At 66.0% G+C, this 24,052-nt stretch carries 18 protein-coding genes; 5 read left to right on the top strand and 13 right to left on the bottom strand.

Annotation, left to right across the window (positions count from 1 at the left end; genetic code table 11):
• Positions 1–3: 3 nt before the first annotated feature.
• From J2X57_RS06700 to J2X57_RS06680, 5 genes are all read right to left on the bottom strand, one after another.
• Complete coding sequence (locus J2X57_RS06700) at positions 4–1,002, bottom strand: alpha/beta fold hydrolase (RefSeq protein ID WP_239709125.1); 999 nt, start codon at positions 1,000–1,002, stop codon at positions 4–6.
• Positions 1,003–1,102: 100 nt separating this feature from the next.
• A complete protein-coding gene (locus J2X57_RS06695; protein WP_309865118.1) occupies positions 1,103–2,953 on the bottom strand; it encodes a M1 family metallopeptidase in 1,851 nt (616 codons plus the stop codon).
• Positions 2,954–3,042: 89 nt separating this feature from the next.
• Positions 3,043–6,312 carry a DUF6543 domain-containing protein gene (locus J2X57_RS06690; protein WP_309865117.1) on the bottom strand — a complete coding sequence of 1,090 codons (3,270 nt, stop codon included), beginning with the start codon at positions 6,310–6,312 and terminating at the stop codon, positions 3,043–3,045.
• 139 nt (positions 6,313–6,451) lie between these two features.
• Complete coding sequence (gene ubiE / locus J2X57_RS06685; protein ID WP_036109683.1) at positions 6,452–7,201, bottom strand: bifunctional demethylmenaquinone methyltransferase/2-methoxy-6-polyprenyl-1,4-benzoquinol methylase UbiE; 750 nt, start codon at positions 7,199–7,201, stop codon at positions 6,452–6,454.
• A gap of 67 nt (positions 7,202–7,268) precedes the next feature.
• Positions 7,269–9,185 carry a DUF6543 domain-containing protein gene (locus J2X57_RS06680; RefSeq protein WP_309865115.1) on the bottom strand — a complete coding sequence of 639 codons (1,917 nt, stop codon included), beginning with the start codon at positions 9,183–9,185 and terminating at the stop codon, positions 7,269–7,271.
• Between the two features lie 133 nt (positions 9,186–9,318).
• Between J2X57_RS06680 and J2X57_RS06675 the strand changes: the two genes are divergently transcribed.
• Positions 9,319–10,086, top strand: a complete 768-nt coding sequence (locus J2X57_RS06675; RefSeq protein WP_309865112.1) for a hypothetical protein — start codon at positions 9,319–9,321, stop codon at positions 10,084–10,086.
• A gap of 481 nt (positions 10,087–10,567) precedes the next feature.
• On the opposite strand, the gene plsB is transcribed toward J2X57_RS06675, so the two are convergent.
• From plsB to J2X57_RS06660, 3 genes are all read right to left on the bottom strand, one after another.
• Entirely contained in the window at positions 10,568–13,168 is a 2,601-nt protein-coding gene (plsB, locus tag J2X57_RS06670) for a glycerol-3-phosphate 1-O-acyltransferase PlsB (protein ID WP_051943221.1), read from the bottom strand.
• 32 nt (positions 13,169–13,200) lie between these two features.
• Positions 13,201–14,172 carry a hypothetical protein gene (locus J2X57_RS06665; RefSeq protein WP_052191421.1) on the bottom strand — a complete coding sequence of 324 codons (972 nt, stop codon included), beginning with the start codon at positions 14,170–14,172 and terminating at the stop codon, positions 13,201–13,203.
• A 218-nt stretch (positions 14,173–14,390) separates the two neighbouring features.
• Positions 14,391–15,302, bottom strand: a complete 912-nt coding sequence (locus J2X57_RS06660) for an HAD family acid phosphatase (protein ID WP_309865105.1) — start codon at positions 15,300–15,302, stop codon at positions 14,391–14,393.
• Positions 15,303–15,448: 146 nt separating this feature from the next.
• Between J2X57_RS06660 and J2X57_RS06655 the strand changes: the two genes are divergently transcribed.
• A complete protein-coding gene (locus J2X57_RS06655) occupies positions 15,449–16,468 on the top strand; it encodes a membrane protein (RefSeq protein ID WP_036109691.1) in 1,020 nt (339 codons plus the stop codon).
• Between the two features lie 48 nt (positions 16,469–16,516).
• Positions 16,517–17,536, top strand: coding sequence for an AI-2E family transporter (locus J2X57_RS06650; RefSeq protein WP_079522308.1), 1,020 nt, complete (start codon positions 16,517–16,519; stop codon positions 17,534–17,536).
• A gap of 28 nt (positions 17,537–17,564) precedes the next feature.
• On the opposite strand, the gene J2X57_RS06645 is transcribed toward J2X57_RS06650, so the two are convergent.
• Together J2X57_RS06645 and J2X57_RS06640 are read right to left on the bottom strand one after the other, a co-directional pair.
• The gene (locus tag J2X57_RS06645; protein ID WP_309865101.1) at positions 17,565–18,008 is read right to left on the bottom strand and encodes a lysozyme inhibitor LprI family protein; all 444 of its coding nucleotides are present in this window, start codon (positions 18,006–18,008) and stop codon (positions 17,565–17,567) included.
• A 98-nt stretch (positions 18,009–18,106) separates the two neighbouring features.
• A complete protein-coding gene (locus J2X57_RS06640) occupies positions 18,107–20,101 on the bottom strand; it encodes a UvrD-helicase domain-containing protein (protein ID WP_309865098.1) in 1,995 nt (664 codons plus the stop codon).
• Positions 20,102–20,257: 156 nt separating this feature from the next.
• On the opposite strand from J2X57_RS06640, the gene J2X57_RS06635 reads away from it, so the two are divergent.
• Entirely contained in the window at positions 20,258–20,911 is a 654-nt protein-coding gene (locus J2X57_RS06635; RefSeq protein ID WP_079522304.1) for a thymidine kinase, read from the top strand.
• Positions 20,908–21,681: a hypothetical protein gene (locus J2X57_RS06630; RefSeq protein ID WP_309865096.1), complete on the top strand. Its 774-nt coding sequence runs from the start codon at positions 20,908–20,910 to the stop codon at positions 21,679–21,681. The genes J2X57_RS06635 and J2X57_RS06630 overlap by 4 nt, the downstream gene beginning before the upstream one ends.
• Positions 21,682–21,692: 11 nt before the next feature.
• On the opposite strand, the gene J2X57_RS06625 is transcribed toward J2X57_RS06630, so the two are convergent.
• The 3 genes from J2X57_RS06625 to J2X57_RS06615 all read right to left on the bottom strand — a co-directional run bounded on the left by J2X57_RS06625 (position 21,693) and on the right by J2X57_RS06615 (position 24,052).
• Entirely contained in the window at positions 21,693–22,607 is a 915-nt protein-coding gene (locus J2X57_RS06625) for a hypothetical protein (RefSeq protein ID WP_309865093.1), read from the bottom strand.
• 95 nt (positions 22,608–22,702) lie between these two features.
• Positions 22,703–23,515, bottom strand: coding sequence for a bifunctional DNA-formamidopyrimidine glycosylase/DNA-(apurinic or apyrimidinic site) lyase (gene mutM, locus J2X57_RS06620; RefSeq protein WP_090352899.1), 813 nt, complete (start codon positions 23,513–23,515; stop codon positions 22,703–22,705).
• 45 nt (positions 23,516–23,560) lie between these two features.
• Positions 23,561–24,052 carry a hypothetical protein gene (locus tag J2X57_RS06615; protein ID WP_043696300.1) on the bottom strand — a complete coding sequence of 164 codons (492 nt, stop codon included), beginning with the start codon at positions 24,050–24,052 and terminating at the stop codon, positions 23,561–23,563.

The raw sequence follows: 24,052 nt of genomic DNA, 5'->3' as shown, positions 1-24,052 counted from the left end.
ACCTCAATGCGCCAGCGCGAAACCCGTGATGACCCGCGCCGTCTCATCGGGTTTTTCGAGCATCGGCATGTGCCCGCAACCATTCATGATCGTCACGCTGATGGCTGGCGAGCTCTTCAGACCGTTGCGCAGCGTATCCAGTGCGGAGACGTCGATGATCTTGTCGTCCCGGCACCACATGCCGAGCACCGGCATGGGCAATGTGCCGATGACGGGATCGAGCGCGTAGGCCTGCGCGGGGTCTTTCAGCTGGGCGAACGTACGTGCGATGAACTCGTGGTCCTTCGCGTTACGGTCCAGTATCGCGTCCTCGAGACGCCCCGGAATATGCGGTGGCTTGAGGAAAATCCGCGCGAGGAGGGCTTCGAGGTCGGCACGGTCCTTGAGCAGGAACGGATTCTTGCCGGCCTTCACGTCACGAACGAAGTCGTTGTCCTTGAAGGTCAGTCCGAGCGAACTCATCAGCACGAGGCTCGCGACCCGGTCCGGGTGTTCGCTTGCGTAGACACCGGCGATCGCGCCGCCCATCGACTGGCCAACCAGCAGGAAATGCTGCAGTCCCGTCGCCGCCGCGAACGCTTCGATACGTGCCGCCTGTGCGGGAATGCCGTAGTCGCCGTTGTCGTTGCGCGACGATTCGCCCCAGCCGGGCAGGTCCGGTGCGACGACATGGAAGTGATCGGTCAGGCCCTTGGCCATTTCCAGCCAGGTTTCCTTGTTGGCGGCGAAGCCGTGCAGCAGCACGATAGTGGGGCCGGTTCCCCCCTCGTAGTAAGACCAGGTCGTATCGCCCGCCACGACCTGCTTCTCCTCCATGTGTGCCGCCATCGCGAGACGCGCGGCGTCCGCCTTCAGCAACAGGGATGGCGCGAACAGGTAGACGCCTCCGGCCCCTACGCCCAGCACCGCCGCGACGACGATGAGGAACTTGAGTCGCCGCAGCAACAGGCGCTGCCAGAGGGGGCGCGACGTGGTGGTGGCCGGGATGGGGGTCTTTGCCATGAAATCGGAAGCCTGGAACGAAGGACGCCCCGCAAGATGCTGGGCGTGGGAGCAGGATGCAAGCCCCGCGGCCGCCGGAGCGGCGCGCAGGAACCTGCGGTCAGTTCTTTTTCGACGTCCCGGCGAGGATGCGCTCCACCGCCTGCTGCGTCATCGGGTGGTAGCCGCTCTTCGCCTTGGCGTAGGTTGCCTTCGCGTATGCGAGACCCTCCGGCGTCCGCGCGAACGCCCGATAGACCGGCGTCGTCAGGTACAGGCGGCCAATCCGGGTCATGTGTTCGGCCGCGGCGGTCCAGACGTCCTTGTCGCCGGCGGCGATCGCATGGGCATACCAGCGCATGCCGATTTCGGCATTGGGCGTACCGGTGAGATGCCAGGCGGCGTCCAGCTCCTTCATCTTCGCCAGCGGCGGGACGTCCGGCATGCGATCCAGGAAGTACATCCATTCCTGGGTATTCCAGGTTTTCGCCTCGAGCTTGTCCGCCGGCAGGGTACCGCCCAGGAAAGCGTCCCGCTGTTTGTCGATGCCGTCGAAGCGCGCGGAGGTCGGCAGCGGTGCGTTCTTCGGAATGCCCGGCTGCCAGATCCACGCGCGTGCCTCGGCTTCGCTCATCTTGCCCGGGTACTTATCGAGCAGGTTGGCCTTCAGATACGCGAACATCGTGTCGGTGTCGATGCTCTGGAAAGCGAAGTGCGCGAAGTAACCCTTCAGATAGGCATCGAAGGTGTCGCGGCCGAAACGCTGCTCCAGGGTACGGAGGAACCACGACCCCTTGTCGTAGGCGACCGAGGAAAGGGAGTCGTCCGCGCCGACGCCACGTGCGTCCGGCGTGAGCTTCTGGGTGTTGGCGGGCATGGCGCCGATCGTCTTTTCGAGTTCGCGAGCGGAAAGCAGGGCTTCCTCGTCGGCCTGCGACTTGCCGTAAACGGCCTCGGTGATGCGTCCCTGTACGTAGGTGGTGAAACCTTCGTTGAGCCAGATGTCGCGCCACGCGGCGCTGGTCACCAGGTTGCCCGACCACGAATGGGCCAGCTCATGCGATACCAGCGAGACGAGACTCTTGTCACCGACGAGCACCGTCGGCGTGGCGAAGGTCATGTTCGGGTTTTCCATGCCGCCGAAGGGGAAGGACGGCGGCAACACGAGGATGTCGTAGCGACCCCACGCATACGGCCCGTACAGCTTCTCCGTCGTGGCGATCAGTTTCTCGGTGTCTTCGAATTCGTGCGCGGCCTTGCCGACGATGCTGGGTTCGGCGTAAACGGCGCTGCGTGGTCCGGTTTCCTTCACCGCGATGTCGCCCGCCGCGATGGCCAGCAGGTACGAGGGGATCGGATGCGGCTGGTCGAAACGGAAGTCGCCGTTCAGCGGGTGCTTCGCGTCGTTGATCGCGCTCATCACCACGCGGACGTCCTTCGGTGCGCTGATGTGCGCGTCGTAGGTGAAGCGGATGGCGGGAGAGTCCTGTAGCGGTACCCAGGAACGGGCATGGATGGACTCCGACTGCGAGAACATGAAGGGCTGCTTCTTGTCCGCCGTCTGCTCGGGCGTCAGCCACTGCAGGCCCGAGGCTTCCGGCACGGTCGTGTACGCGATACGCACGCTGGCAGGGTGCGCCGGTGCCTGGATCGTCAGCTTCGACCCCAGTTCCTTGTCGCGCGGTGCGAGGGCGAACTTCAGCGAAGAGGTCTTGCCGTTCGCATCGACGGCATCGACGCTGGCGATCTTGAGGTCGCGCGTGTCGAGTACGAGGTCCTTCGCCCTGGCATCTTTCCAGTCCAGATCGAGCGTGGCGTCGCCGGCCAGTTCGCGCTTGCCGAAGTCGAGCTTCAGGTCGAGATTCAGGTGGGTGACGCGGACGGCGTCAGGCTGGGCGTACGAGTGCGGGTCGGCCGCGAAAGCCACGACGGGAAACGTCATGGTCAGGGCAAGGACGGGAAGCAGGCGCATTGCGGGATTCCGGTGGAAGGAAGCACCCAGTATGCCATTCATGCCCGGATCGATCCGGCGCGTTACGCACCGGATCGACGGGTTGGCCTTCAGCGCGGAAGGCGCGGCCAGGTGCCGAGTTCGAACTCGTTCCCCCATAGCCATACGTTCGGCGGGGCCGCCCGCGGCGCGCCGGTCGGCAGTCTCGGCCGGATCGTGAGGGTTCCGGGATCGCCGATACCGTACCGCAGCAGGTCGAATGGAGGCAGCAACGACCCGGTCTGCCGTGTGGCGATCGTTCGCAGGTCGATGCGCAGCCACGCTCCCTTGAGCGACCCGTACGTGGCGCCGGCGATTCCGGGAAACGCGGTGTAGGGCGAGTGCGAATAGACGGGAATCCCGGTGTGCGTGAACAGCCGGTGCTGGCGTATCGAGACGGCAGCGCCCCGGAACAGGTCCGCCTGATCGCGCGGCAGGTAATACCACACGGTCGCCGGCCACTCGGACGGCGGAACGACCACCATGTTCGCGGGTGCCGTGCCCACACTGAGGTCGTGCACGAGTCGGGATGACGCCACGAGCGAGCGGTTGATGGGGGCTCCGGGAAGGTGACGGGCAAGACGCAGCGCTTCGCGCCAGGTCGATGCGTGGGCGCCTGCCGGCACAGCGGCGGTTCCGGTGCCGCGAAGCACCTGGACCGCCTCGTCCGAGCCCCCGGCGAGCCGCGACAGCTCGCGCAGGAGGATGTCGCGCTGGGCCAGGTTGAGTGCGCCGACCTCCGGATCGGTGAGACCCCGGTTGCGCAGCAGCACGTGCATCTCCGGAGTGACCGCATGCGGTGCGCCGCCGAGCAGGCCGACGTCACGCCGATACGTCCACACGCCGTCCGGCGAGCGGGCGATCGCCGGCCCCGTGAAGTTCGCATCGGGTGCGCCCGCGCGCGTGAGACGCCAGGTCGCGTGTTCGCGGTCGTAGCGGACGCCGTAGACCTTGTCATGCTGGCGCAGGTAATGCCGCCCGCCCGTCACGTGGAAACCTTCCGAACTGCGCGTCGCTCCCGACAGATCGACGGCGGCCTCGAAGCGTGATTCGAACACGGCGTCGGCCCGGGTGATGCTTCGCCGCGTCGGCGTAAGCAGGGTGGACGAAGCCCGCGCGCGTACCATCGCACCGGCGACGCGTGGCAGCACCGGACGAAGGCCGATGACGTTCAGCGCCGAGGTATAGCCATCGACGATGTCGAGGTAAGCCTGCGAGTAGTCGCCCGCCCTGACGTTGTCATAGAAGCGCCAGGACGCCTGGAACGTACGCGGTACCGACTGCACGACGCTGGACACGGTGTGCGCGACGGCGCGTTCCTGCCAGGCGATGACGGACATGAGCGACGCGAGTACGGCCTGGCGCCCCTCGGCATCGGCCTCGCCGGTCGTCCGGGACCCCGCGCGCACATCGTGAAGCATGTGATCGACGGAGGCGTCGTACATGGCCTTGAGGAAATCGTCGTGAATCTCACGCTCTTCGAAGGGACTGTCCATGCGCGACTGGCCCGCATTTCCCTGCTGCGACAAGACCCAGTTCGCCAGACGCGAACCGTCGCTCATGCGGAACCGCCGGCTGCCGTTCTGCTCGGTCTGCGCGAATTCCGCGGGAAGCCGGTCGAGCAGGTAGCTTTCGAAAGTGGGATTGAGCAGGAATTCCCGTGCCGCTTCGGCGCGCGAAGCGAACTCGCGATACGTACGACCATCCGGCGCGTCGGGTGTATAGAAAACCACACGCGACGAGGCACGGCTGTCACGCGGGGCGACGAAGACCATGTCCGATAGAGGTACGCCCTTGAACGTGAGCTGGTGAACGACGACGTCGTGACCGAGTACCTTCGCGCGCCGTCCTGGCGTTGGCGCATCGAGCGCGGCGGCGAGCAGCCGGTAGCCGAACTCGCCCTGATCGTCGTAGAAGCTTCGCGGCTCGTCCCGGCGGTAATAGGCGATCCGCGCGTCGGCGGCTTCGAACCGCATCCGCGCCTGCTGCAACGCGATCGCGAAATCGCGCGACGTCGCTCCGGCCGGTGTCGAACGCAGACGCGATTCGAGGTATTCCGCGTAGCGCCGCCCCGCGTCGAGCTCGCGGATCATTGTCGCGAGCGCCGCACCGTTCAGGGGTACGGACAGTGGCTGCCCGTCGTCGCGCGATACCGCGCCCACGGACAGGCCATGCGACGCGATATTGCGCAACGCCAGCGCGACCAGCGGCACCTTCCGCCCCTGCGTTCCGCCGAACAGCATGGACAGCGTGGCGATCGGATCGCCGGTCGGCATGTCCGCCATGGTGACCGAGAGGGTGGATGGATCGTCCGTGATGCCCAGCGGTATGAGCCGCGCCGCGAGCTGCGCGCGCACGAAGGCGTCGAGCGAGAGGGCCTCGGTCATGCCTTCACCGCGCCTCGCTTCGCCCATGCCCTGCATCGTGTTCCGGTAATCGGCGCGGGCGCGATACCAGTCGTCGCGCACGGCGACGGGAACGTCGCGCAGACGTGCCTCGTCGATCGCTTCCGCGAGCCGTATGTCGCGCTGATCGAGCGCAGCGTGAACATCGACGTAGGACGACAGGCGCAAGGCTGCGGTGACATGGTCCACCAGACCGGCGACGTCGCAGTCGCCCGCGGCGAACCGATCCCATGCGCTGCCGATCTTCCCGGCCTGGGTCGCGACAATGCGTTCCGCGAGGCGTGCGAACGGTTGTTCGCCCAGGGGACGTTCGCTCACCGCCACGCCCTCGCCGAGCACGACTGGCGAGGCGTCGTCGACGGCGACCAGGCCATGACCCGACGCGAGTGCCTGGCGCAAGCGATGGTCGAGCACCTGCCGGAGCGTTTCCTCACCGTCGAAGCGTTCCCATCCACGGTCGGGCGTGAAGGCGAGGACGAGGTCGGGCCGGCTGCCGTCTTTGACGACGAAAGCGCCCGCATAGGCACTGCCCCCGACGAGCAGCTCACTCATCGTCACGGAGGCGGGCAGCGGGGCTCCGCCTGCGCGCGAGGCGATCATGGCGAGGTCCGCCGCCGCGGCGTCCAGGGTGCCGTCGTCGCATAGCAGGGCGCCGTCGTCGCGAGCCACGTCGGCCATGCGCTGTGCAAGGGCGCTCACGCGCGTCCCCGGGGCCATGCCGGGCGCACCGTTGACCGGGGCCTGCCAGTGCGCATGCAAGGCGCCGAGAAACGCGGCCTTGCCATCCACGTCGGGAGCGTCGGGAAGTACGGGCAGGGAATCCTGCTGCGCGATCAGCCAGGCCTGCGCTGCGTCGAGGCGGGCGACGGTGTCGATGCTCGCCTGCGAGGCGTCGCTGACGATCGCAGGGGGTGCCTGCGGCGGGGTCATGTCCATGTGCGTCCTTTGCGTGGGATATCACGCAAAGGTTAGGCAGTCGCCGTACGGAGATATGTCCCCGTGCTCACCGACTTCCGGTCAGCGCCGCGACAGCGAGCGCGTCGGAATAAACCTCGTCAGAACGAGCCCCGCGCTTTCAGAGCTTATAAGCGCGATGGATGGCGACGATGCCATTCGTCAGGTTGCGAACTTCCACGTGGCCGAAGCCGGCCTTCAGCATCATGCCTTTCAGGGTTTCCTGGTCGGGATGCTTGCGAATCGACTCCGCCAGGTACTGATAGCTGTCGGCATCGTTGGCGAACAGCTTGCCCAGGCGGGGCAGGATGCGGAACGAATGCACGTCGTAGAGTTTCGAGAGGACGGGACTCTGCACCCTGGAAAATTCGAGCACGAGCGCGCGGCCGCCGGGCTTGAGAATGCGATGCATGTCCGCCAGCGCCTTGTCCTTGTCGGTGACATTGCGCAGGCCGAAAGCGATCGTCACCGCATCGAAGCTGTTGTCGGGAAACGGCAGTGCCTCCGCATTCATTTGCGCCCAGCGCAAGCCGGAGACGAGCCCGCGATCGGTGAGGCGATCGCGGCCGACGCCGAGCATCGCCGCATTGATGTCGCCGACCACCACTTCACCATCGTCGCCCACGACGGGTTTCAGCAGAGCGGCGATATCCCCCGTGCCACCCGCGAGATCGAGTACGCGGTCACCACGACGCACGCCGCTCACCGCCACGAAATGGCGCTTCCACAGGCGGTGGATGCCGAACGACATGAGGTCGTTCATCAGGTCGTAGTTTCGGGCGACCGAGGTGAATACCTGGCCGACGAGCTTCTGCTTGTCGGCGACAGGGACGTCGCGGAAACCAAAGTGGGTGGTATCGGTCTTTTCCATCCGGCGATGGTACCCCGGTTGCCGCCCCCCGGCGAGCGCAGGGCTCGTCGGGAAGCGGCGGGCGCGGTCACGGCAAGGCCTGGCGTCCCGCGGTGAAGTCGCCCGGCTCAAGACCGAGGAAGTTGATGGAGAACCCCGTGTCGGGCTGGATCACATAGGTGATTTCCGCGCCACGACGATCCTCGATCACCCGGATGGTCGGCCTGCCGTTCGGTCCCGGACGGTGCCGGTAGCGGTCCAGGTGCACTTCCACCCACTCCTGTGACCGCGCACCCGGCACGTTCCCTGTGGCCATCCCGGCGACACGTGCCGCGGGCGGTGTGCGTGTCGCCGGCAGGCCGCGCAGGCCGGTGCCCGGCGACACCTGCAGCGGAATCACCTGCGACCCGTTGCCGAGGGCGCCGTAAAAGCCCGCCGGGTAGTGAAACAGGGAGTTCGGCCATTCGCCCGGACTGAGCACGCGCCACGAGGCGCCGGGGCCCGGTTGCGCGCCGAGGGGCAGGGGCTCGGTCGGTGCGCCGCGGGCCGTGCGGAGCGCGTCGTTCCACGCCGTCCGCTGGCGCAGCGTGACGAAGCGGGGGTGCGGCTGCGACGTGACATCCCAGACGATCAGATTGGCTTCTCCCGCGCTGCGCAGCCGTTGTGCGAACGACTGCTCGAACGTCCAGCGCTGGAAGTCGCTCAGACCGGCAAGTTCCTGGCCGGTCACGCCGCGCGAGGCGGGTTGCGGGAATGCCGCGTCGTCCACCCAGCCGCCCCGTAGCCCCATACCCGTGCGCAGGCGCCAGCCGCCGTAGGCCACCGGCTCGATGGCCGGGCCTGCGAACGCCGCGTCGAGGGCATTCGGGCGGGCGAGCCGCCACGTACCGGAGGCCGCGTCATGGCGAACTTCGAACACGGACTCCTGCTGGCGGATGTAGCGCCGGCCGTGTAGCCGGTGCACGCCGAGAGCGTCGGAGGGTATGCCGGAGAGATCGACATCCCGGGCCGCGTAACGAGGATCGAGCCGCTGACGCGTATCCGTCAGGCGGAGGCCGGCATCCAGGCTGCGCAGCCCGCCTGCTGGAGGACGCAGCGACAGGCGTGGACGCGGCGCCTTGCCGAATCCCGCTCCCCAGCCGGCGACCTGAAGCGATGCGGTGTAGGCTTCGGTGAAATCGACGAACGCCTGGCGGCGGTCACCCGCCTTGACGTTATCGTAAAAGCGCCACGTGGCACGCAGCGCCTGACCGACAGCGCTGAGCGAGTCCTCGACCAGTGCCTCCGGGCCGCGAAACGCACGCAGAACGACCGCCAGCGTGGCGGTGATCGACTCCCTGTCCGCCTGGTCCGTGCTTCGACCGATCCAGGCGACGTCACGGGCCTGGCGTTCCACCTCCGCGTCGAAGAGTGCGGTACGGACGTCGCCGTCGACGTCGCGTTCCTCGAACCGGGCCTCGGTAAGGGTGCCACGGCCGTCACCGGCGGCCGACAGCACCCAGTGCGAACGGCGGGTCGCCTCCGAGATGCGGAACCGACGTCCGCCCCCCTGGGGCACGGGCTCGCTGAATTCCGCCGGCAGCCGCTGCAACAGGTATTGCTCGAACGCCTTGGCGTAGAACAGCTGCCGTCCGGCCGTCGCACGGTCGCTGAATTCGTGAAAAGGCCGGCCATCGGGTGCATCGGGGGTGTAGATCACGACGCGCGATGAACTTGCCGGATCGTGCACGCCGATGATGAGCACATCGCTGACAGCGGCGCCGCGATAGACCAGCTGTCGCACCGTGACACGGTGACCGCCGACGCGACGGCGCGCCGCCGCGGAGGGAGCGTCGAGTACGGCTTCCACCAGGCGATAGCCGCGTTCCTCGTGGTCGTCGAGGAAGACCGGTGTCTCGCCGCGAAGGTAGGTTGCCATGCGCGCGGACGCCGCTTCGACACGCATCCGCGCCTGCTGCAGGCGCATGGTCGACTGGCGGAACGCGCGTCCGGCGGGGTCGCTCATGCGCGCGCAGATAAGCCTCATAACGCGGAGCGAGATCGAGACGGCGTGCGATATCCCTGATGGTAGCGATGTCGGGCGCTCGCATCCCGTCGGGTAAGGCGGTCGAGACGACACGAAGGCGTCGTGCATCGATGTGGCCGGTATTGCGCAAGGCGAAGGCGGCCAGACTCATGCGCGTAACGGGGTCGGCTGGCGCGGTCCCCAGCGCGGGGACCGTAAGCGCTTCGCTTCCGGAGGCTTCGATACCGATATCGTCGGGGTCGATCGGGAAACCGCGGGAAGCCAGCGCGGACGCGAGTTCCGTCCGCGTCCACGTGGCCAGCGTCGACGGTGCCTCGCCATCCTGTCGCGTGGCGTCACCGGAGCGCGCGCTGGCGTGGCGGTAGGCGCTGACGGCGTCACGCCAGCCCTGTGCCACGTCCGCCGGCACACGGGCGAGCCGCTCCTCGTTCAGCGCCACCGCGAGGCGAGTCTCGCGCTGGCCGAGGATGGCGAAGACGTCGACTGTTACCGACAGATCGAGCGCGGACGAGGTTTCGTCGGCCACCGCCTCCGGCGTGGGAGCATCGGTCGACGATGGCCAGGCGTCCGTGAGTTCACTTCTCTGCAGGGCGACGAGCGATTGCGCCATCGCATCGAACACGGGACCCTCGATGGGAGCCGATCCCACGAACCGCCCGTTGGCGATCACGCGCTGCGTGTCGTCGGCGCGCAATCCCGGAAGTTTTCGCTGGGCGGCAAGCCGCTCGCGCATCATCGTCTCGGTCTGCGCATGCAGTTGCTCGAGGCTGGCGAAGGCATCCCACCCGCGATCGGGCAGGAAGCGAAGGACGGTGTCGGGGTGGTTGCTGTCGAGCAGCACAACCGCGCCGGCACAGGCGACATCGCCGATGAGCAGTGAGCGCGCCTCCATGCCGGGCGGCGGCAGGCCGTCGGCCGAGCGCGCGAAGCGCGTGGCGAGCTCGACGGCGAGCGTTCCCAGCGTGTCGTCGCTACGGCGAACGATGGCTTCGTCGCGCATGATCGCCGCAAGCCGGGTGGCGAGTGCGGCGACACGTGTCACGGGAGCCGTTCCCGGCGCATCGTCGACGGATTGTCGCCAGTAAGCATCCAGCCCGGCGAGATAGGCGTCGCGGCTCTCGATCGTGAGAGACGCGGGCAGTACCGGCAACGCATCCTGCTGCCGGCCTAGCCATGTCTGGGCGTCTGTCAATCGCTGGAGGGCATCGATGGCCTCCTGCTGGGTGCTGCTGACGACGGCAGGCGGCGCCTGCGGTGGAGTCGTATCCATGGTGCGTCCTTTGCGTGGGGAATCCCGCGCAAAGGTTAAGCACACCGCCCGCCGACATCTGTCCCCGTTGAGAGCGACAGCGTGTCGGCGCTTACTCCGCCGGATGTTCCCGGTGGCGGATCGTCTCGTTCGCCACGTGCCGCTCGTGCAGCGACTCGGCGGTGGTTTCGCCGGGATCGCTCGGCGGGCGTGCGTCGAGATCGCGGTCGTTTTCGCCGCCGGGGGTGATCTTCAGGATCGAATGGCGCACCTCGCGAGCGAGGATGACACGTGCGTCACGCACCATGTCTTCCAGCGCGTCGCTGAAGTCGAGTTTGCCGGCGTTGTCGGTCCATACGACCTTGACCTCGCGCAGCTTCTGGATGAATCCACGGAACAACGCCTTGTCGAAGAACTCCGGCGCGGACAGCTCATTGAGCAGGCCGAGGCGCTGAGCGGTAAGCGTACACGCGGTTTCGAGTTCGCCCGAACTCATCGTGTGCGGACCGTTCTTCACCAGCGCGGCGATGGCGATGTAGTAACGCTCGAAGGCCTGCAACATGCTGCGTGCGATGACACGCAGCTGATAGGAGCCGTCGTCCTGGCCGGGCCCGCGTTCGAGCACGCGGCCTTCGGCGCTGGACTCGAGGATGCCGCGGCGCACGAAGAACTCGATCGTTTCCTGGATCTGCGTGGCGAAACCGTCCTGATCCCAGGGCAGGAAAAGCTCGCCCTGGATGAACGGATAAATGATCCGGCCCAGCCGGATGACCGACGAGCGGGACATGCGGCGGTTGTTGAGGAAGCACGCCGCCACCCAGGCGGCGGCCGCATTGAGGTGAAGCACGTTGTTGCGGAAGTAGGAGAGCAGCACCGCCTGCTCGTCGTCGGTGACCAGCACGTCGCCAAGCGGGTGCCTGACGCGACGGATCCAGCCCATCTGCTCGCCGTACGCGATGATGCCCTGTGGATTCATGGGCGTGATCGTGACGCGATCCGAATAAGGCAGTTCGATGAACATCGCCTTGGTCAGCTCGAGCTGCGCAAGCAGGTCGTTTTCCGCCATCGCGTGCTTGGGCGTCGCCAGCAAGGCGAGCGCAAGCAGGTTGATCGGGTTGACGTCCGCTGCGCGGTTGATGTTGATCTGGATGCGGTCGGCGAGATCGTCGACCACGCTGTTCATCCATTCCGGTTTGACGTCCGGATCCGCGGTCGTCGCGCGCCAGTCGGGTGCGACGGCATCGAGCATCGGGGTGAGTTCGATGGGCTCACCGAAGTTCAGCGTGACGTGGCCATAGCGCTGACGCAGCACCTTGAGTCCGCGGATCAGCCCGAGCAGCGATTCCTTTTCCTTGGGCTTGCCGGACAATTCGCCGATGTACGACTTGCCCTCCATTAGCTTCTCGTAACCGATATACACCGGCTGGAACAGCACGGGGCGGCGCGGCGCACGAAGGAACGCCCGCAGCGTCATCACCAGCATGCCCGCGCGCGGGGCAAGCAGGCGACCGGTACGCGAGCGGCCACCCTCGATGAAGTATTCCAGCGGAACGCCGCGATCGACCAGCTGCGCGAGGTATTCGTTGAACACCACGGAATAAAGTGCGTTTCCCTTGAAGCTGCGACGCAGGAAGAACGCGCCGCCGCGACGCAGTATCGGTCCGACCACGGGCAGGTTGAGATTGACGCCGGCAGCGATGTGCGGCGGCACGACGCCGGAGTGATGCAGCTGGTACGAAAGCAGCAGGTAGTCGGTGTGACTGCGATGGCAGGGCACGTAGATCACTTCATGACCCGGCGCGGCGGCGCGTGCCTTGTCGAAGTGGTGCATGGCGATGCCGTCGTAGAGCTTGTTCCAGAAGTTCGCGAGCAGGAACGAGGACGAACGCACGACGGGATGCGAATAGTCGGCCGAGATCTCCAGGGCGAAATCCCGCGCGCGGCGCTGCGCTTTCGCCAGCGTGATGTTTTCCTTGCTCGCTGTGGCGGCGATGGCGTCGCGCACCGGCTCGGTGTTGAGCACGGCGTCGACGACGGTGCGTCGATGCGACAGATCGGGGCCGATGACCGCCGCGCGGATGCGACGGAAGTGCGTACGCAGCACGCGGGCGATCTTGCGCGTCAGACGTTCCGGCGTAAGACCGCGCGATTCGTCGAGCACCGAGCGCAGCGATACGGGCGCCGAAAAGTGCACCACCGTATCGCGTCCGTTGAGCAGCAGCGCCAGCATGCGCCGGAAACGTCCCACGACCAGCCAGTTCTCGGCGAAAAGCACGCTGAACCAGCCGCTCTCACGGTTGGGGGCGCGACCCACGTAGATGGAGACGGGCACGATCTGGATGTCGCGCGAGGGATCGTCCTCGATCGCCCGGATGAGCTGACCGATGGGTTCCTTCGGACCACGGGCATCCGTACGACCGAACAGCCAGCCATGACGGCGACTGAGCGAGAACACCGAGCGACGGCGGCGCCCCGGCAGATCGAGCAATTGCATCGGGCTCGGCAAGCCGGCCTCGCGGCACGCGCGCTCCAGGATCAGCGCGTCCGAGGTGCCATCGCGCTCGATGGCGTAACACACGGCCGCCCCGCTCCTGAGTAATACGGCGGGTTCGGCGGGCTCGCGTTTGATCCGCACCCAGGGTTCGAGAAGCCGCCCCAGCAGCTTGAACCACCAGGGCGAACGGGCGACATGGACGTGCGGATCCGCACTCATCGGAATTTCTGACATCGTGGGATTGTACGGCTTCAGCGGCCCCGGGCGACCGCGACGGGTGCGCCTGGGCTTCGCGTGGGAGGAGCGACCGTGCTCGCCGGGGCAGGCGCGGTGGCCGATGGCGCCGGCGGCGCAAGGCGCGCGTGGTCGTCGCGGACGCGCTGCAGCAGATCGCTGTCGTACCACCGCCCATCGAGCAGAACGAGGGTCGCGTCGGTCTGGATCGGCTTGTCGAGCAAGGTGTAGGTGATCGTGACGTGCGCCGATCCACCGCTGTTTTCCAGCGTATCGATGCTGACGGAGTCGAAGCTCTTGTCGACCGACAGCCCATAGACATCGAGCAGGCGTTTGAAGCCGAGCCAGGCGGTCGACCATGTCGCCATGGATTGCTCGAACGTCATCTGGTGCAGCGCGTCAGGCGTGGACAGGCCAGCCTTGCGGGCCGTGTCGACCAGCACGCCGATGGCTTCCTTCGCGCGGGCCTGATCGCCCCAGGCCACCGTCTGGGTCCACGGGGCGATGACGTTGACCGCCTCCCGGAGCTGCCGCTTCTGCGGCACCGTGAGGTCCTTGGCCTGATCGATCGCCGTGAGCGCCATCGACTGGCCCACACCGGAAATCAAGGGCATCTGGTCTTTATAGTCGCGATCAAAGCGTACGAGGGTCGGCCGCAGGTCGGCGAACAGCTTCTTCTCCGCGTCCGGATCGGTCAGGCGTTTCACACCGGCCTCGAACTTGGCGCGGTCGTCCGGATCCATCGGCGTCTCCGCTTCGTTACGACGCGGCCAGTCCTTGCGCAGATTGTCGAAGTCGGCCGGCGGGAGCGCGTGCTTCCAGAACAGGTCGAACTTGCCGTCGCGGATCAGGGCGAGCGACTCGCGTGTGGCGTCTTCGGGTGAGCCACCGCCGGGCGTGCCGGCCGTTTCCGCTTTTTTCTTGTCGCAGGCGGCGACAAGCGCAAGCAGGGCCAGAAGGACCGGTACGAGCAGGAGGGGGCGGCGCATAGGGGAGGGCTTCTCGCGTCTCGGCACAGCGGGGACGGGGAGCGTACAAGAAAAAACCCCGGAGACTCATCGTCTCACGGGGTTATCCAGCCCGAAGCCGGAAAGGGAAATGGCCTTGCCCGCATTGCTTTTGGCGCCACGGGTTTCGGCGAGAGGGATGATAGTTGGACGACATTGCTAAAGCAATACGTCACAAACATCCATCTAAGTATCTGATTTTACTTGATGCGAAGCGCGTCGATCTTCTTCTGGCGGCGCTCGGCACGGGGCAGATCGTAGTCGTTGTCGAACAAAGCGGGCTCCCATGAGCCATAGGTCGGGTTCGGCAAGACGAACCAGCGTTCGCCGATCCATGCCGTGTAGGGTGCCATGGCCCTGGTCCGGCCTTCCTCGTTGTTGCCGGGGATGCTGGTGAAATCGCCGATCTGATCGCCGAACTGCATCAGCACGCGATAGTTCTTCGCCACCAGCTGACGGCGGCAGCTCTTCTCGCTGCCGGCCTGCTCGCAGCCTTCGACAAACGTTCCGAGGCCCAGGAACGATGCCTTGCCGGCCACCGGGAAGCCGGCCGAGCGCAGGTTGGCGAGGGTCGCCTCGTCCAGATCCTTGGCACGGTTGGAGACGTAGAAGACGGCGACACCGTGGTCCGCGGCGAAACGGGTGAACTCCACGGCGCCGGGCAGCGCACGGGCGGCCGCTTCCCTGCACCAGTCGGCCCAGGCGGCCTCGTTGAATTCACCGCCGGAGCGGATGAGACGCGCCTGATAGGGTGAGTTGTCCAGCACGGTCTCGTCGATGTCGAGGATCACGGCCGGCTTCAGGCCCTTGAGCGAGGGGTGCACCGCGCGGTCGTCCCGGGGCAGGGCGTCCCAGTTTGGATCCTGCTTCGCTTTGAGAATTTTCTCTTGTGCATTGCGGAACGTCTGCACGTAGATGAAGTCGTGCTCGCTGGCGCGCTGGGACCAGGCCACCGCGTTGAGATTGTCGTCGGCGGCGACGCCGGCCGTGGCCGGTGCCTCGGCGGCGGGCGCCGACACCGCCGCCGGCGTGGACGCGGCGGGACGCTGCGCCTGCGCGCAGCCCGCGAGGGCGAGAGCGGCCGCGAGCGCGACCGGAGCGAACTTCATCATCAAAACCCCTTGTGGATCGGGTATCGGCACCCGAGGGGCGGCGATTCTCCACGGAGTTTACGACAGCCTGACGACGAGGCGCACGCCTCTGGCGCTGTGGCCCCGCGTACTGACAGACTGCGGTCTCACACACGACGAGGTCGTCCATGGACGCTTCCACCCCACGGACCCGCGCCGTGCGCATCGCCAGTTACGTCGCCGCCGCGGTCGGACTGTTGCTCATTCTCCTGCTGCGGCTCTTGCCGGCGTTGCTTGCCGGCCTGCTCGTCTACGAAATGGTCGTATCCACGGCGCCGCTCATGGGACGTCGCCTTCCCGGGGACCGTGCGCGCGTGCTCGCCGTCGCGGTGATAGGCGTGGTCGTGGTGGGGCTGCTCACGTTGCTGATCCTGGGCGGCATCAGTTTCTTCCGCAACGAGATCGGCAACCCGCAGGAGCTCTGGCAGGATCGCCTGATGCCGCTCGTCGAACGGGCGCGCCAGCAGTTGCCGGCGGCCATCGTCGATCGTCTGCCCGACAGCGTCGAAGCGCTGCGCTTCACGGCGATGGACTGGGCGCGCTCCCACGCCGTGACACTGCAGCTCGCTGGGAAGGAGGCGGCGCGCGTACTCGTGCATATCCTCATCGGCCTGATCCTCGGCGCCATCGTCGCGCTGAGCCGCACCCGCCCCACGCATCAGGTGGGGCCGTTCGCCGCCGAACTGTCGCTCCGCAGCGCGCGCCTGGCGGACGCGTTCCATAACATCGTGTTTGCGCAGATCAAGATATCCCTGGTCAACACCGCGTTCACGGCGATCTACCTGCTCTGCATCCTGCCGTTGTGCGGCGTGCACCTGCCGCTGACCAAGACCCTGATCATCGTCACCTTCATCGTCGGCCTGCTGCCGGTGATCGGCAACCTGCTGTCCAACACGGCGATCACCATCGTCGGCCTGTCCGTGTCCCTGTACGTCGGCCTGGGTGCCCTGGTCTTCCTGATCGTCATCCACAAGCTGGAGTACTTCCTAAACGCACGTATCGTCGGTACCCAGATCCGGGCCCGCGCCTGGGAGCTGCTGGTGGCCATGCTGATGTTCGAGGCCGCCTTCGGCCTGCCCGGCGTGGTCGCGGCCCCCATCTTCTATGCCTACCTCAAGTCTGAACTCGAAGCGGAACGCTTGATCTGACGTTCATCTCCTTGCTGGTGGAATCGCCGCCAGTTCAAGGAGTTCCGTATGATCCGCACGCCTGGAGATTCCCGCGCCGTCCGTATCGCCACCTACGTCCTCGCGGCGCTGGCGTTGTGGGGCGTGCTGATGCTGCACCTGGTTTCGGCCCTCCTGGCCGGCCTGCTGGTCTATGAGGTCGTCGAGGCGCTGACGCCGTTGATCCGACGGGTGATCCCCGGCGAGCGTGCGCGCCCGATCGCCGTGGGTGTCGTCACGATCATCGTGGTCGGGGCGATCATCCTGCTGGTGTTCGCAGCGCTCAGCTTCTACCGGCGCGATATCGGCGATCCCCAGGAACTGTGGGACAGCAAGCTGGTGCCCTTGCTCGACAAGGCACACGAGCAGCTGCCGGCGTGGCTGACCACTCGCCTGCCGGACAGCTTCAACGATTTCCGATCGCAAGGCATGGGATGGGCGCATGAGCACGCGGGCGACCTGAAGCTCGTGGGCACGACCGCGGCGCGCGTCATGGCGCATATCCTGATCGGTCTCGTGCTGGGTGCGATCGTTGCCGTGTCGCACGGGGCTGGTGGCCGTCCGGCCAAGCCCCTGGCCTTCGAACTCTCGACGCGCACGATGCGCCTGGCTCAGGCCTTCCACAACATCATCTTCGCTCAGCTGAAGATCTCGGCGATCAACACGGCGCTTGCGGCGTTGTTCCTGCTGGTGGCGTTGCCGATTCTCGGCATCCATGTGCCGCTGGCGAAAACGCTGGTGGCGGTGACCTTTGTCGTCGGGTTGCTGCCCGTCGCGGGCAACCTGATTTCGAATACGCTGATCGTCGTCGCGGCGCTGTCCGTCGGACTCTGGGTGGGCGTCGCGGCGCTGGTCTTCCTCGTGGTCGTCCACAAGCTCGAATACTTCCTCAACGCGAAGATCGTCGGCGGGCAGATTCGCGCGCGGACGTGGGAGTTGCTGATCGCGATGCTGGTGTTCGAGGCGGCGTTTGGTATTCCGGGTCTTGTGGCGGCTCCGATTTACTACGCCTACCTCAAGAGCGAGCTGGAGGCGGAGCGGCTTATCTGATCCGCTCCTTCCCTGAAACCGAGGCTAGCTAGTCGCCGATGGAAAATAAATAATTTTCCAGAACGTTCGCGCGCTCGCAGTACCTGAATAGCTCGGCGTTGGCTACGTCAGCATTGGCGACCTGATTGGTGCCGCCGATGGCAGTCTCGGCAGCTACCGTTTTGACGTTGAAATCCAGCCATGCACGCTCGGCTACCTTGACGGCCTCCCTGGTTCTGTCGTCCAGCTTCCTCATCAACTGCCCGTAGGCCTTGTTGAGACGAGCGTCCTGGATACTTCGCTCCGACGCGAGGCATTTTCCAAGCAGTGCCTGGTCGAGGCCGGCGTTATCAACGCACGCATAGAGCGCTTCTGTGATTCCTTTCGGCGCACTGCGGCGCATTGCCTGAGCCGTAAGACTTTCAGCGCCGAAGGCGGAGGTCCCAAACGTAAGAACCGTCATGCACAGGGCTAGCAAAATACCTGTCTTCATCTTTCGTTTCTTCCATGCGTTCGCCGGTTAACGTTATCTGGCGGCCATCCACGCGGTACATCAGCTTCGCCTCGAACGACCTGCCGGATTCGCAGTTGTTATCCACCGCCCGCCAGCATCGCCCTGATGCGCGCGATATGCGTATCGGCCGCTTCCTTCTTTACCTCGGCATCCGCATCGGGGTCCTTGCCATCCCAGTGCAGATCGTCCTGGGGCAGTTCGTCGAGGAAGCGGCTCGGGTCGTTGGACAGCACCTCGCCGTACTTGCGCGAGCGTGCCGAGAACGACAGCGTCAGCATTTCCTTGGCGCGTGTGATGCCTACATACATCAACCGTCGTTCCTCATCGAGACGGCCTTCGTCGATCGCGCCTTCGTGAGGCAGCGTGCCGTCTTCGCAGCCGACAATGAAGACGAAACGGAACTCGAGGCCTTTCGCCGAATGCAGCGTCATCATGCGCAACGCATTGCCCGGGTCGTCGCGATCCGCGTGGCTGAGCAGTGCGAGCTGCGCGGCGATATCGCCGGTGCGGCCGCCGTCCTTGCCCATCGCGCGGAACCAGTCGACCAGTTCGCGAAGGTTGCCGAGGCGGCGCTCGCGCAGCACTTCGTCCGTGGTGGATGCCGCGATCTGCGCGCCGTAACCCGTCTTTTCGATGACGGTGTTGACGAGGTCGGCCGCGCTTTCGTGCACGGCGTGGCTGCGCAGCTCGTCCATCAGGCGGGCGAAGCTGGCCAGTGCCGACGCGGGGCGGGCCGCGATGTTCTTCAACGCGCTGTCACTGCGCGCGGCGTCGAGCAGCGAGGCATTGCGTGCCTGCGCCATCTGGCCGAGCTTTTCGAGTGACGTGGCGCCGATCTCGCGCTTGGGTACGTTGACCACCCGCAGAAACGCGGCGTCGTCGGTCGGGTTGGTCAGCAGGCGGAGGTAGCACAGGATGTCCTTCACTTCCGCGCGATCGAGGAAGGACAGTGCGCCGCTCACGTGATACGGGACGCGCGCGAGACGCAGCGCCTTCTCGATCACGCGCGCCTGAAAGTTACCGCGGTACAGAATGCAGAAGTCATCCCAGCGGATGCCCTTGTCCTTGTACTTTTCATGCAGGCTCGCGGCGATCGAGGCGATGCGTTCCGCTTCGTGGTCGTTGTCCTTGCATTCCAGTACGCGGATGGGCGGACCTTCGACGTGGTCGCTCCACAGTTTCTTTTCGTGGACGTGCGGGTTGTTGGCGATCAGCTGGTTGGCCGCGCGAAGGATGCGCTTGGCGCAGCGGTAGTTCTGTTCGAGCTTGATCACGCGCAGGTTGGTGAAATCGCGCCCGAGCTGGTCGATGTTCTCGGGGTTCGCGCCGCGCCACGCGTAGATGCTCTGGTCGTCGTCGCCCACGCAGGTAAAGCGTGCCTTGGGGCCGGCGATGGCCTTGAGCAGACGATACTGCGCGTCGTTGGTGTCCTGGTATTCGTCGACCAGCAGGTAGCGCAGGCGCTCCTGCCAGATCGCGCGCGCCTCGTCGTCCGTCTCGAGGATGCGAAGAGGCAGGCGGATCAGGTCGTCGAAGTCCACCGCGTTGAAGGCGGCCAGGCGCTGCTGGTACAGGTCGTAGATGGTCGCCGCTTCGATCTCGCGCGGGCTGCGCGCCGAGGCCATGGCTTCTTCGGGTGTCAGGCCACCGTTCTTGGCCTTGCCCACCAGGTTGCGGATGCCCTGGATCACCTCGGGCTTGACGCCCTTGGGCGAAAGCTCCTTGATCATGTTGGCGCTGTCGTCGGCGTCGAGCACGGAGAAGCCGCGACGCAGCTGCGCGCGATCGTGCTCGATCTGCAGGAACTTCAGCCCCAGTGCGTGGAACGTGCACACGGTGAGCGCCTTCGCCGACTGTTCGGAGATCAGCCTGCCCACGCGCTCGCGCATTTCCTTCGCCGCCTTGTTGGTAAAGGTGATGGCGGCGATCTTCTCGGCCGCCAGGTGGCGCCGTGAGATCAGGTGCGAGATTTTTTCGGTGATGACGCGTGTCTTGCCCGAGCCGGCACCGGCCAGCACGAGAAGGGGACCGTCGCAGTACTCGACGGCCGCGTGTTGTTGCGGATTGAGCATCGGGATTCGGGCCGGAGAGGACAGGCGAACGAGGACGGGGATGGTATCAGGTGCGGAGGTCGGCGGACCCCGGACTCGTCACTCTCAACGGCGGCGAGACTGCCGTGGCGGGCACTTGGCGGTACCATGGCCGGTCACGTTCCGGACCGATCCCGTATGGCCAAGCTGTATTTCTACTATTCGGCAATGAATGCCGGCAAGACCACGACGCTGCTTCAGAGCGCGCACAATTACCACGAGCGCGGGATGCGCACGCTGATCCTGACCCCGGCGCTGGACAACCGTTACGGCGAGGGCATCGTCGCCTCGCGGATCGGCCTGCAGGCGCGGGCGCTGCGTTTCGCCGGCGAAGAGGACATCTTCGCCATGGTCGAGCGCGATATCGCCGCGCGTGGACCCTTGCACTGCGTGCTGGTGGACGAGGCCCAGTTCATGAGCAGGAACCAGGTCTGGCAGCTGTCCGACGTGGTCGACCGCCTCGGCATTCCCGTGCTGGCGTACGGGCTGCGCACCGACTTCCGGGGTGAGCTGTTCGAGGGCAGCCGGTATCTGCTGGCCTGGGCGGACAACCTGGAAGAGATCAAGACGATTTGCCATTCCGGTAAGAAGGCGACGATGGTGGTGCGCGTGGATGAACACGGCCGCGCCGTCACCCAGGGGCCGCAGGTTGAGATCGGCGGCAACGACCGCTATGTCTCCGTCAGCCGCGCCGAGTTCAAGAGCATTACCGGTGGTGAAGGCCGTATCGAGCTGCAGCAATCCGTGCTGCCGCTCGGCGAATCCGATTCCGACGAAGGAAAGCCCGCGTGACCGAGACGACGACCACCGCCGCCAGCTGGCCGCGCCCCCATTGGCAGCCGAGTCACGAGGAGGCTGTTCTGCTCTTCTTCGTCTTCGGCGCTTTTCCGCAGGATCTCGCCATCCCCGCTGCCCGCTATGGCAGCCCGGGCCTGCCCGAAGGTGTGGAGTTGCAGCGTTTTCAGAACGCCGTGCTGTCGCGCTGGGAGGGGTACCCGCTGTCCGGCGCCCTGGGCGACCTGCTCCGCGAAGATAGCCCCGAGGCCTTCGCCGCCGCCAAGGCGGCGCCGCATGTGGTGGCGATCCGCGGCCGCTTCCCGGACCGCGACAATCTCGACTATCTGCGTGACACCCTCGGCGTCGTAGCCGCGCTGACCGACATCGGTGGCAAGGCCGTCGTCGATCCGCAGATCCTGACCCTTTTCGATGCCGCCGACTGGCGCGAGCACTACCTGGTCCAGGGTGGCGCGCCGACGCGGAATCACGTGCTGATTCTCTGCAGCCCTGAGGAAACCAAGGGGCGCTCGTGGATCCGTACGCGTGGCATGCGCAAGTTCGGTCGTCCGGATATCAGTCTGACCAACGTGCCCGATCGCGACATCGACCGCGCGGGCGCCTTGTCCGAGCGCTTCGTCGACCTCGGGGCGCTGGGCGCGCATTTCGAGCAGGATCAGACCGTCGAGGTCGATGGGGTCAAAGGTGGCCTGACCGTGGCTCTCTCCGGTGACGAGAGCGATCCGCTGTTCAACAACTCGCATGCGGCGATGCGCTGGCCTGACTGAGTCAGCGTGGTTCAGCGCGCGTCAGGTAGCTGATTGAGCCAGTCGACGAACGCCTGCGCATCGCCTTCGTCGTGGAAGTCGACGGCGACGTAGTTGGGCTTGCGCTTCGCTGCCGGAAGGCAGTAGTCGAGGTAACGGCTACGCAGCTCTTCAAAGGCGTTGTCGTGACCTGCGTGGTGTGCGACCGGTAAACCGTGGAAATGATTCATGGTGAACAGCGGTCGCCAGCCCGGTTTGCCGGGGATGGACGTGCGGTCGAGGGGCTGTACGTCCGCATCCCACCGGCTGCGGCAGCTGCGGTCGTGGGTCAGCATCGTCATGCCCAGGCTCCAGTAGTTCTCAACGGTGTAGCGGACGGTCGGCATGATGTGTACGGTCCCGTGCGCGGTGAAGATCGCACCGCTGTTCGCTTCGTTGAGGCTGAAGATCAACAGGCGCTGGCCGCGGCTGATCAGCTCGCGATAGGTCGGCCATCGTTCGGTATCCCAGGTCGTGGGATCGAAGGTGACGCTCCCCAGGCGGGGAACACGTCGCAGCTCGGCTTTGAGTTGTGCCAGCGTGCTGAAATCCTCGAGCTGGAGCGTGATGACCGCCTCCGGATGGGTATCCAGGTAGGGCAGGATGGTCGCCTGCAGCAGCGTGGCGAACCGCTCGGTGCCGGGGCCGTACGTGCACTTCGCATGACACAGTGCCACGCGTCCCTCGAACGGATGCAGGTCGAGCATGAACGCGCGTACGCCAGCCTCGAGTTGCTCGGCGATCGTGGTCCGCTGATTCCGAATCAGTCCGTTGCTGGTGAAGGCGTTGTGCGCGGTCAGCCACGTGTAGCGGTCGAAGGGTTCGTCCAGGCCGAGGGTTTCCGTCGGGCCCGCAAGGGCCATCGGTGTAGCGATCGATGTCGCCACGGCGAACAGCAGTTTTTTCATGAGGGCATTCCCTGCCGCGGTAGGATGACTGTCAGCCTAGTAGTGTGCCCACGCGCTTCGAAGTCCGCGAAACGCTCGATACCGTGTCGTCTTTTCTAATGCTGGCATGTAGGGCAATAGAACGACGCTCGCTGTCCGAGCGTCACGACCTTGATCGGAGTCGCGCAGGTTCGGCACGGCTCGCCGGCGCGTCCGTAAGCGAACAACTCCTGAAAGAAGTATCCGGGGGCGCCATCCGGCGCGAGAAAATCGCGCAGGGTGGTGCCCCCTCGTGTGATGGCGTACGCGAGAATCCGTTTGATCTCACTGGCGAGCTTCGCGTAGCGCTCGCGTGACACCTTGCCGGCGGCGCGGCGCGGATCGATTCCCGCAGCGAACAACGCCTCGCTGGCGTAGATGTTGCCGACGCCGACCACGACCGCGTTGTCCATGATGAAGGTCTTTACCGCGGCGCTGCGGCCGCGGGACAGTCGCCACAACACGTCACCGTCGAACGCGTCGGTCAGAGGTTCCGGACCGATACCTTCGAGCAAGGCGTGCGTCTCGCCGGGCATCTGCCACAGCAGCGCACCAAACCGGCGGGGGTCGGTAAAGCGCAGCACGCGATCGGATTCGAGCATCAGGTCGACGTGGTCGTGTTTGCCCACGGGCGTGTCGGGAGGAAGCACGCGCAGCATGCCGGACATGCCCAGATGGAACAGGGCGGTCCCCGCCTGTGTTCGCAGCAACAGGTATTTGGCGCGTCGGTCCACCGCTTCGATGACCTGCCCGGGCAGCAACGAGGAGATTTCCGGTGGAATCGGCCAGCGCAGGTCGGGTCGACGCAGCACGACGCCCGTCACGCGACGCCCTTCCAGGTGAGGTGCGATACCGCGACGGGTGGTTTCGACTTCGGGAAGTTCTGGCATGGGCCGAAGATGGGGGCTGTCGCGGCGGCTGGCAACCGCTGCCGGTCAGGGCGCCGGTGAGTCGTGGGTCGGCAGCGAGGCCGTGCGTGGTGCGCGCGGCAGGGCCTGAGCGGGTACGAAGGCGATCCGGTCGCCGACTTTCGCGTAGCGCTGCTTACCCAGGGCGGCCATGTCGCCGAACTCGACGCGGACGCCGTCGAGCACCAGCACGGCGACCGGCGGTGCCAGCCCGATTTTTGCCTCATCGAACGTCGAGGCTGGATTCCACGTTGCGACCGGCGTGGCGGCCAGTGAGGCGAGTTCGTCGGCACGGCCCTGATCGGCGATCCGGGTGCCATCGGTCAGCCACTGACCGTCGTGCCGTTCGAAACGCTGGGCAGGCGACCCCTTCAGGGTCAGCTCGACATGGCTCACCGTGTCCGGATCCAGCGCGGTAAGCAGGTGCGCGCGCGCATCGCTTTCATCCGCGCGCCATTGCCAGGCCACCGCGACGATCAGCGCGAGGACGACGAGCAGGCCGATCAGTCGCGTGCGCAC

The sequence above is a fragment of the Luteibacter sp. 1214 genome, assembly GCF_031455395.1.
Lineage (GTDB): Bacteria > Pseudomonadota > Gammaproteobacteria > Xanthomonadales > Rhodanobacteraceae > Luteibacter > Luteibacter mycovicinus.
This window is presented reverse-complemented; position numbering and strand designations above follow the sequence as displayed.

What these genes read in the sequence shown, in the direction of transcription:
- J2X57_RS06635 (WP_079522304.1), top strand. Translation starts at nt 20,258, where the DNA reads ATGGCCAAGCTGTATTTCTACTATTCGGCAATGAATGCCGGCAAGACC.
- J2X57_RS06660 (WP_309865105.1), bottom strand. Translation starts at nt 15,302, where the DNA reads ATGATGAAGTTCGCTCCGGTCGCGCTCGCGGCCGCTCTCGCCCTCGCG.
- J2X57_RS06680 (WP_309865115.1), bottom strand. Translation starts at nt 9,185, where the DNA reads ATGAGCGACCCCGCCGGACGCGCGTTCCGCCAGTCGACCATGCGCCTG.
- mutM (WP_090352899.1), bottom strand. Translation starts at nt 23,515, where the DNA reads ATGCCAGAACTTCCCGAAGTCGAAACCACCCGTCGCGGTATCGCACCT.
- plsB (WP_051943221.1), bottom strand. Translation starts at nt 13,168, where the DNA reads ATGAGTGCGGATCCGCACGTCCATGTCGCCCGTTCGCCCTGGTGGTTC.
- J2X57_RS06700 (WP_239709125.1), bottom strand. Translation starts at nt 1,002, where the DNA reads ATGGCAAAGACCCCCATCCCGGCCACCACCACGTCGCGCCCCCTCTGG.
- J2X57_RS06665 (WP_052191421.1), bottom strand. Translation starts at nt 14,172, where the DNA reads ATGCGCCGCCCCCTCCTGCTCGTACCGGTCCTTCTGGCCCTGCTTGCG.
- J2X57_RS06650 (WP_079522308.1), top strand. Translation starts at nt 16,517, where the DNA reads ATGATCCGCACGCCTGGAGATTCCCGCGCCGTCCGTATCGCCACCTAC.
- J2X57_RS06695 (WP_309865118.1), bottom strand. Translation starts at nt 2,953, where the DNA reads ATGCGCCTGCTTCCCGTCCTTGCCCTGACCATGACGTTTCCCGTCGTG.
- J2X57_RS06645 (WP_309865101.1), bottom strand. Translation starts at nt 18,008, where the DNA reads ATGAAGACAGGTATTTTGCTAGCCCTGTGCATGACGGTTCTTACGTTT.
- ubiE (WP_036109683.1), bottom strand. Translation starts at nt 7,201, where the DNA reads ATGGAAAAGACCGATACCACCCACTTTGGTTTCCGCGACGTCCCTGTC.
- J2X57_RS06625 (WP_309865093.1), bottom strand. Translation starts at nt 22,607, where the DNA reads ATGAAAAAACTGCTGTTCGCCGTGGCGACATCGATCGCTACACCGATG.
- J2X57_RS06690 (WP_309865117.1), bottom strand. Translation starts at nt 6,312, where the DNA reads ATGGACATGACCCCGCCGCAGGCACCCCCTGCGATCGTCAGCGACGCC.
- J2X57_RS06640 (WP_309865098.1), bottom strand. Translation starts at nt 20,101, where the DNA reads ATGCTCAATCCGCAACAACACGCGGCCGTCGAGTACTGCGACGGTCCC.
- J2X57_RS06655 (WP_036109691.1), top strand. Translation starts at nt 15,449, where the DNA reads ATGGACGCTTCCACCCCACGGACCCGCGCCGTGCGCATCGCCAGTTAC.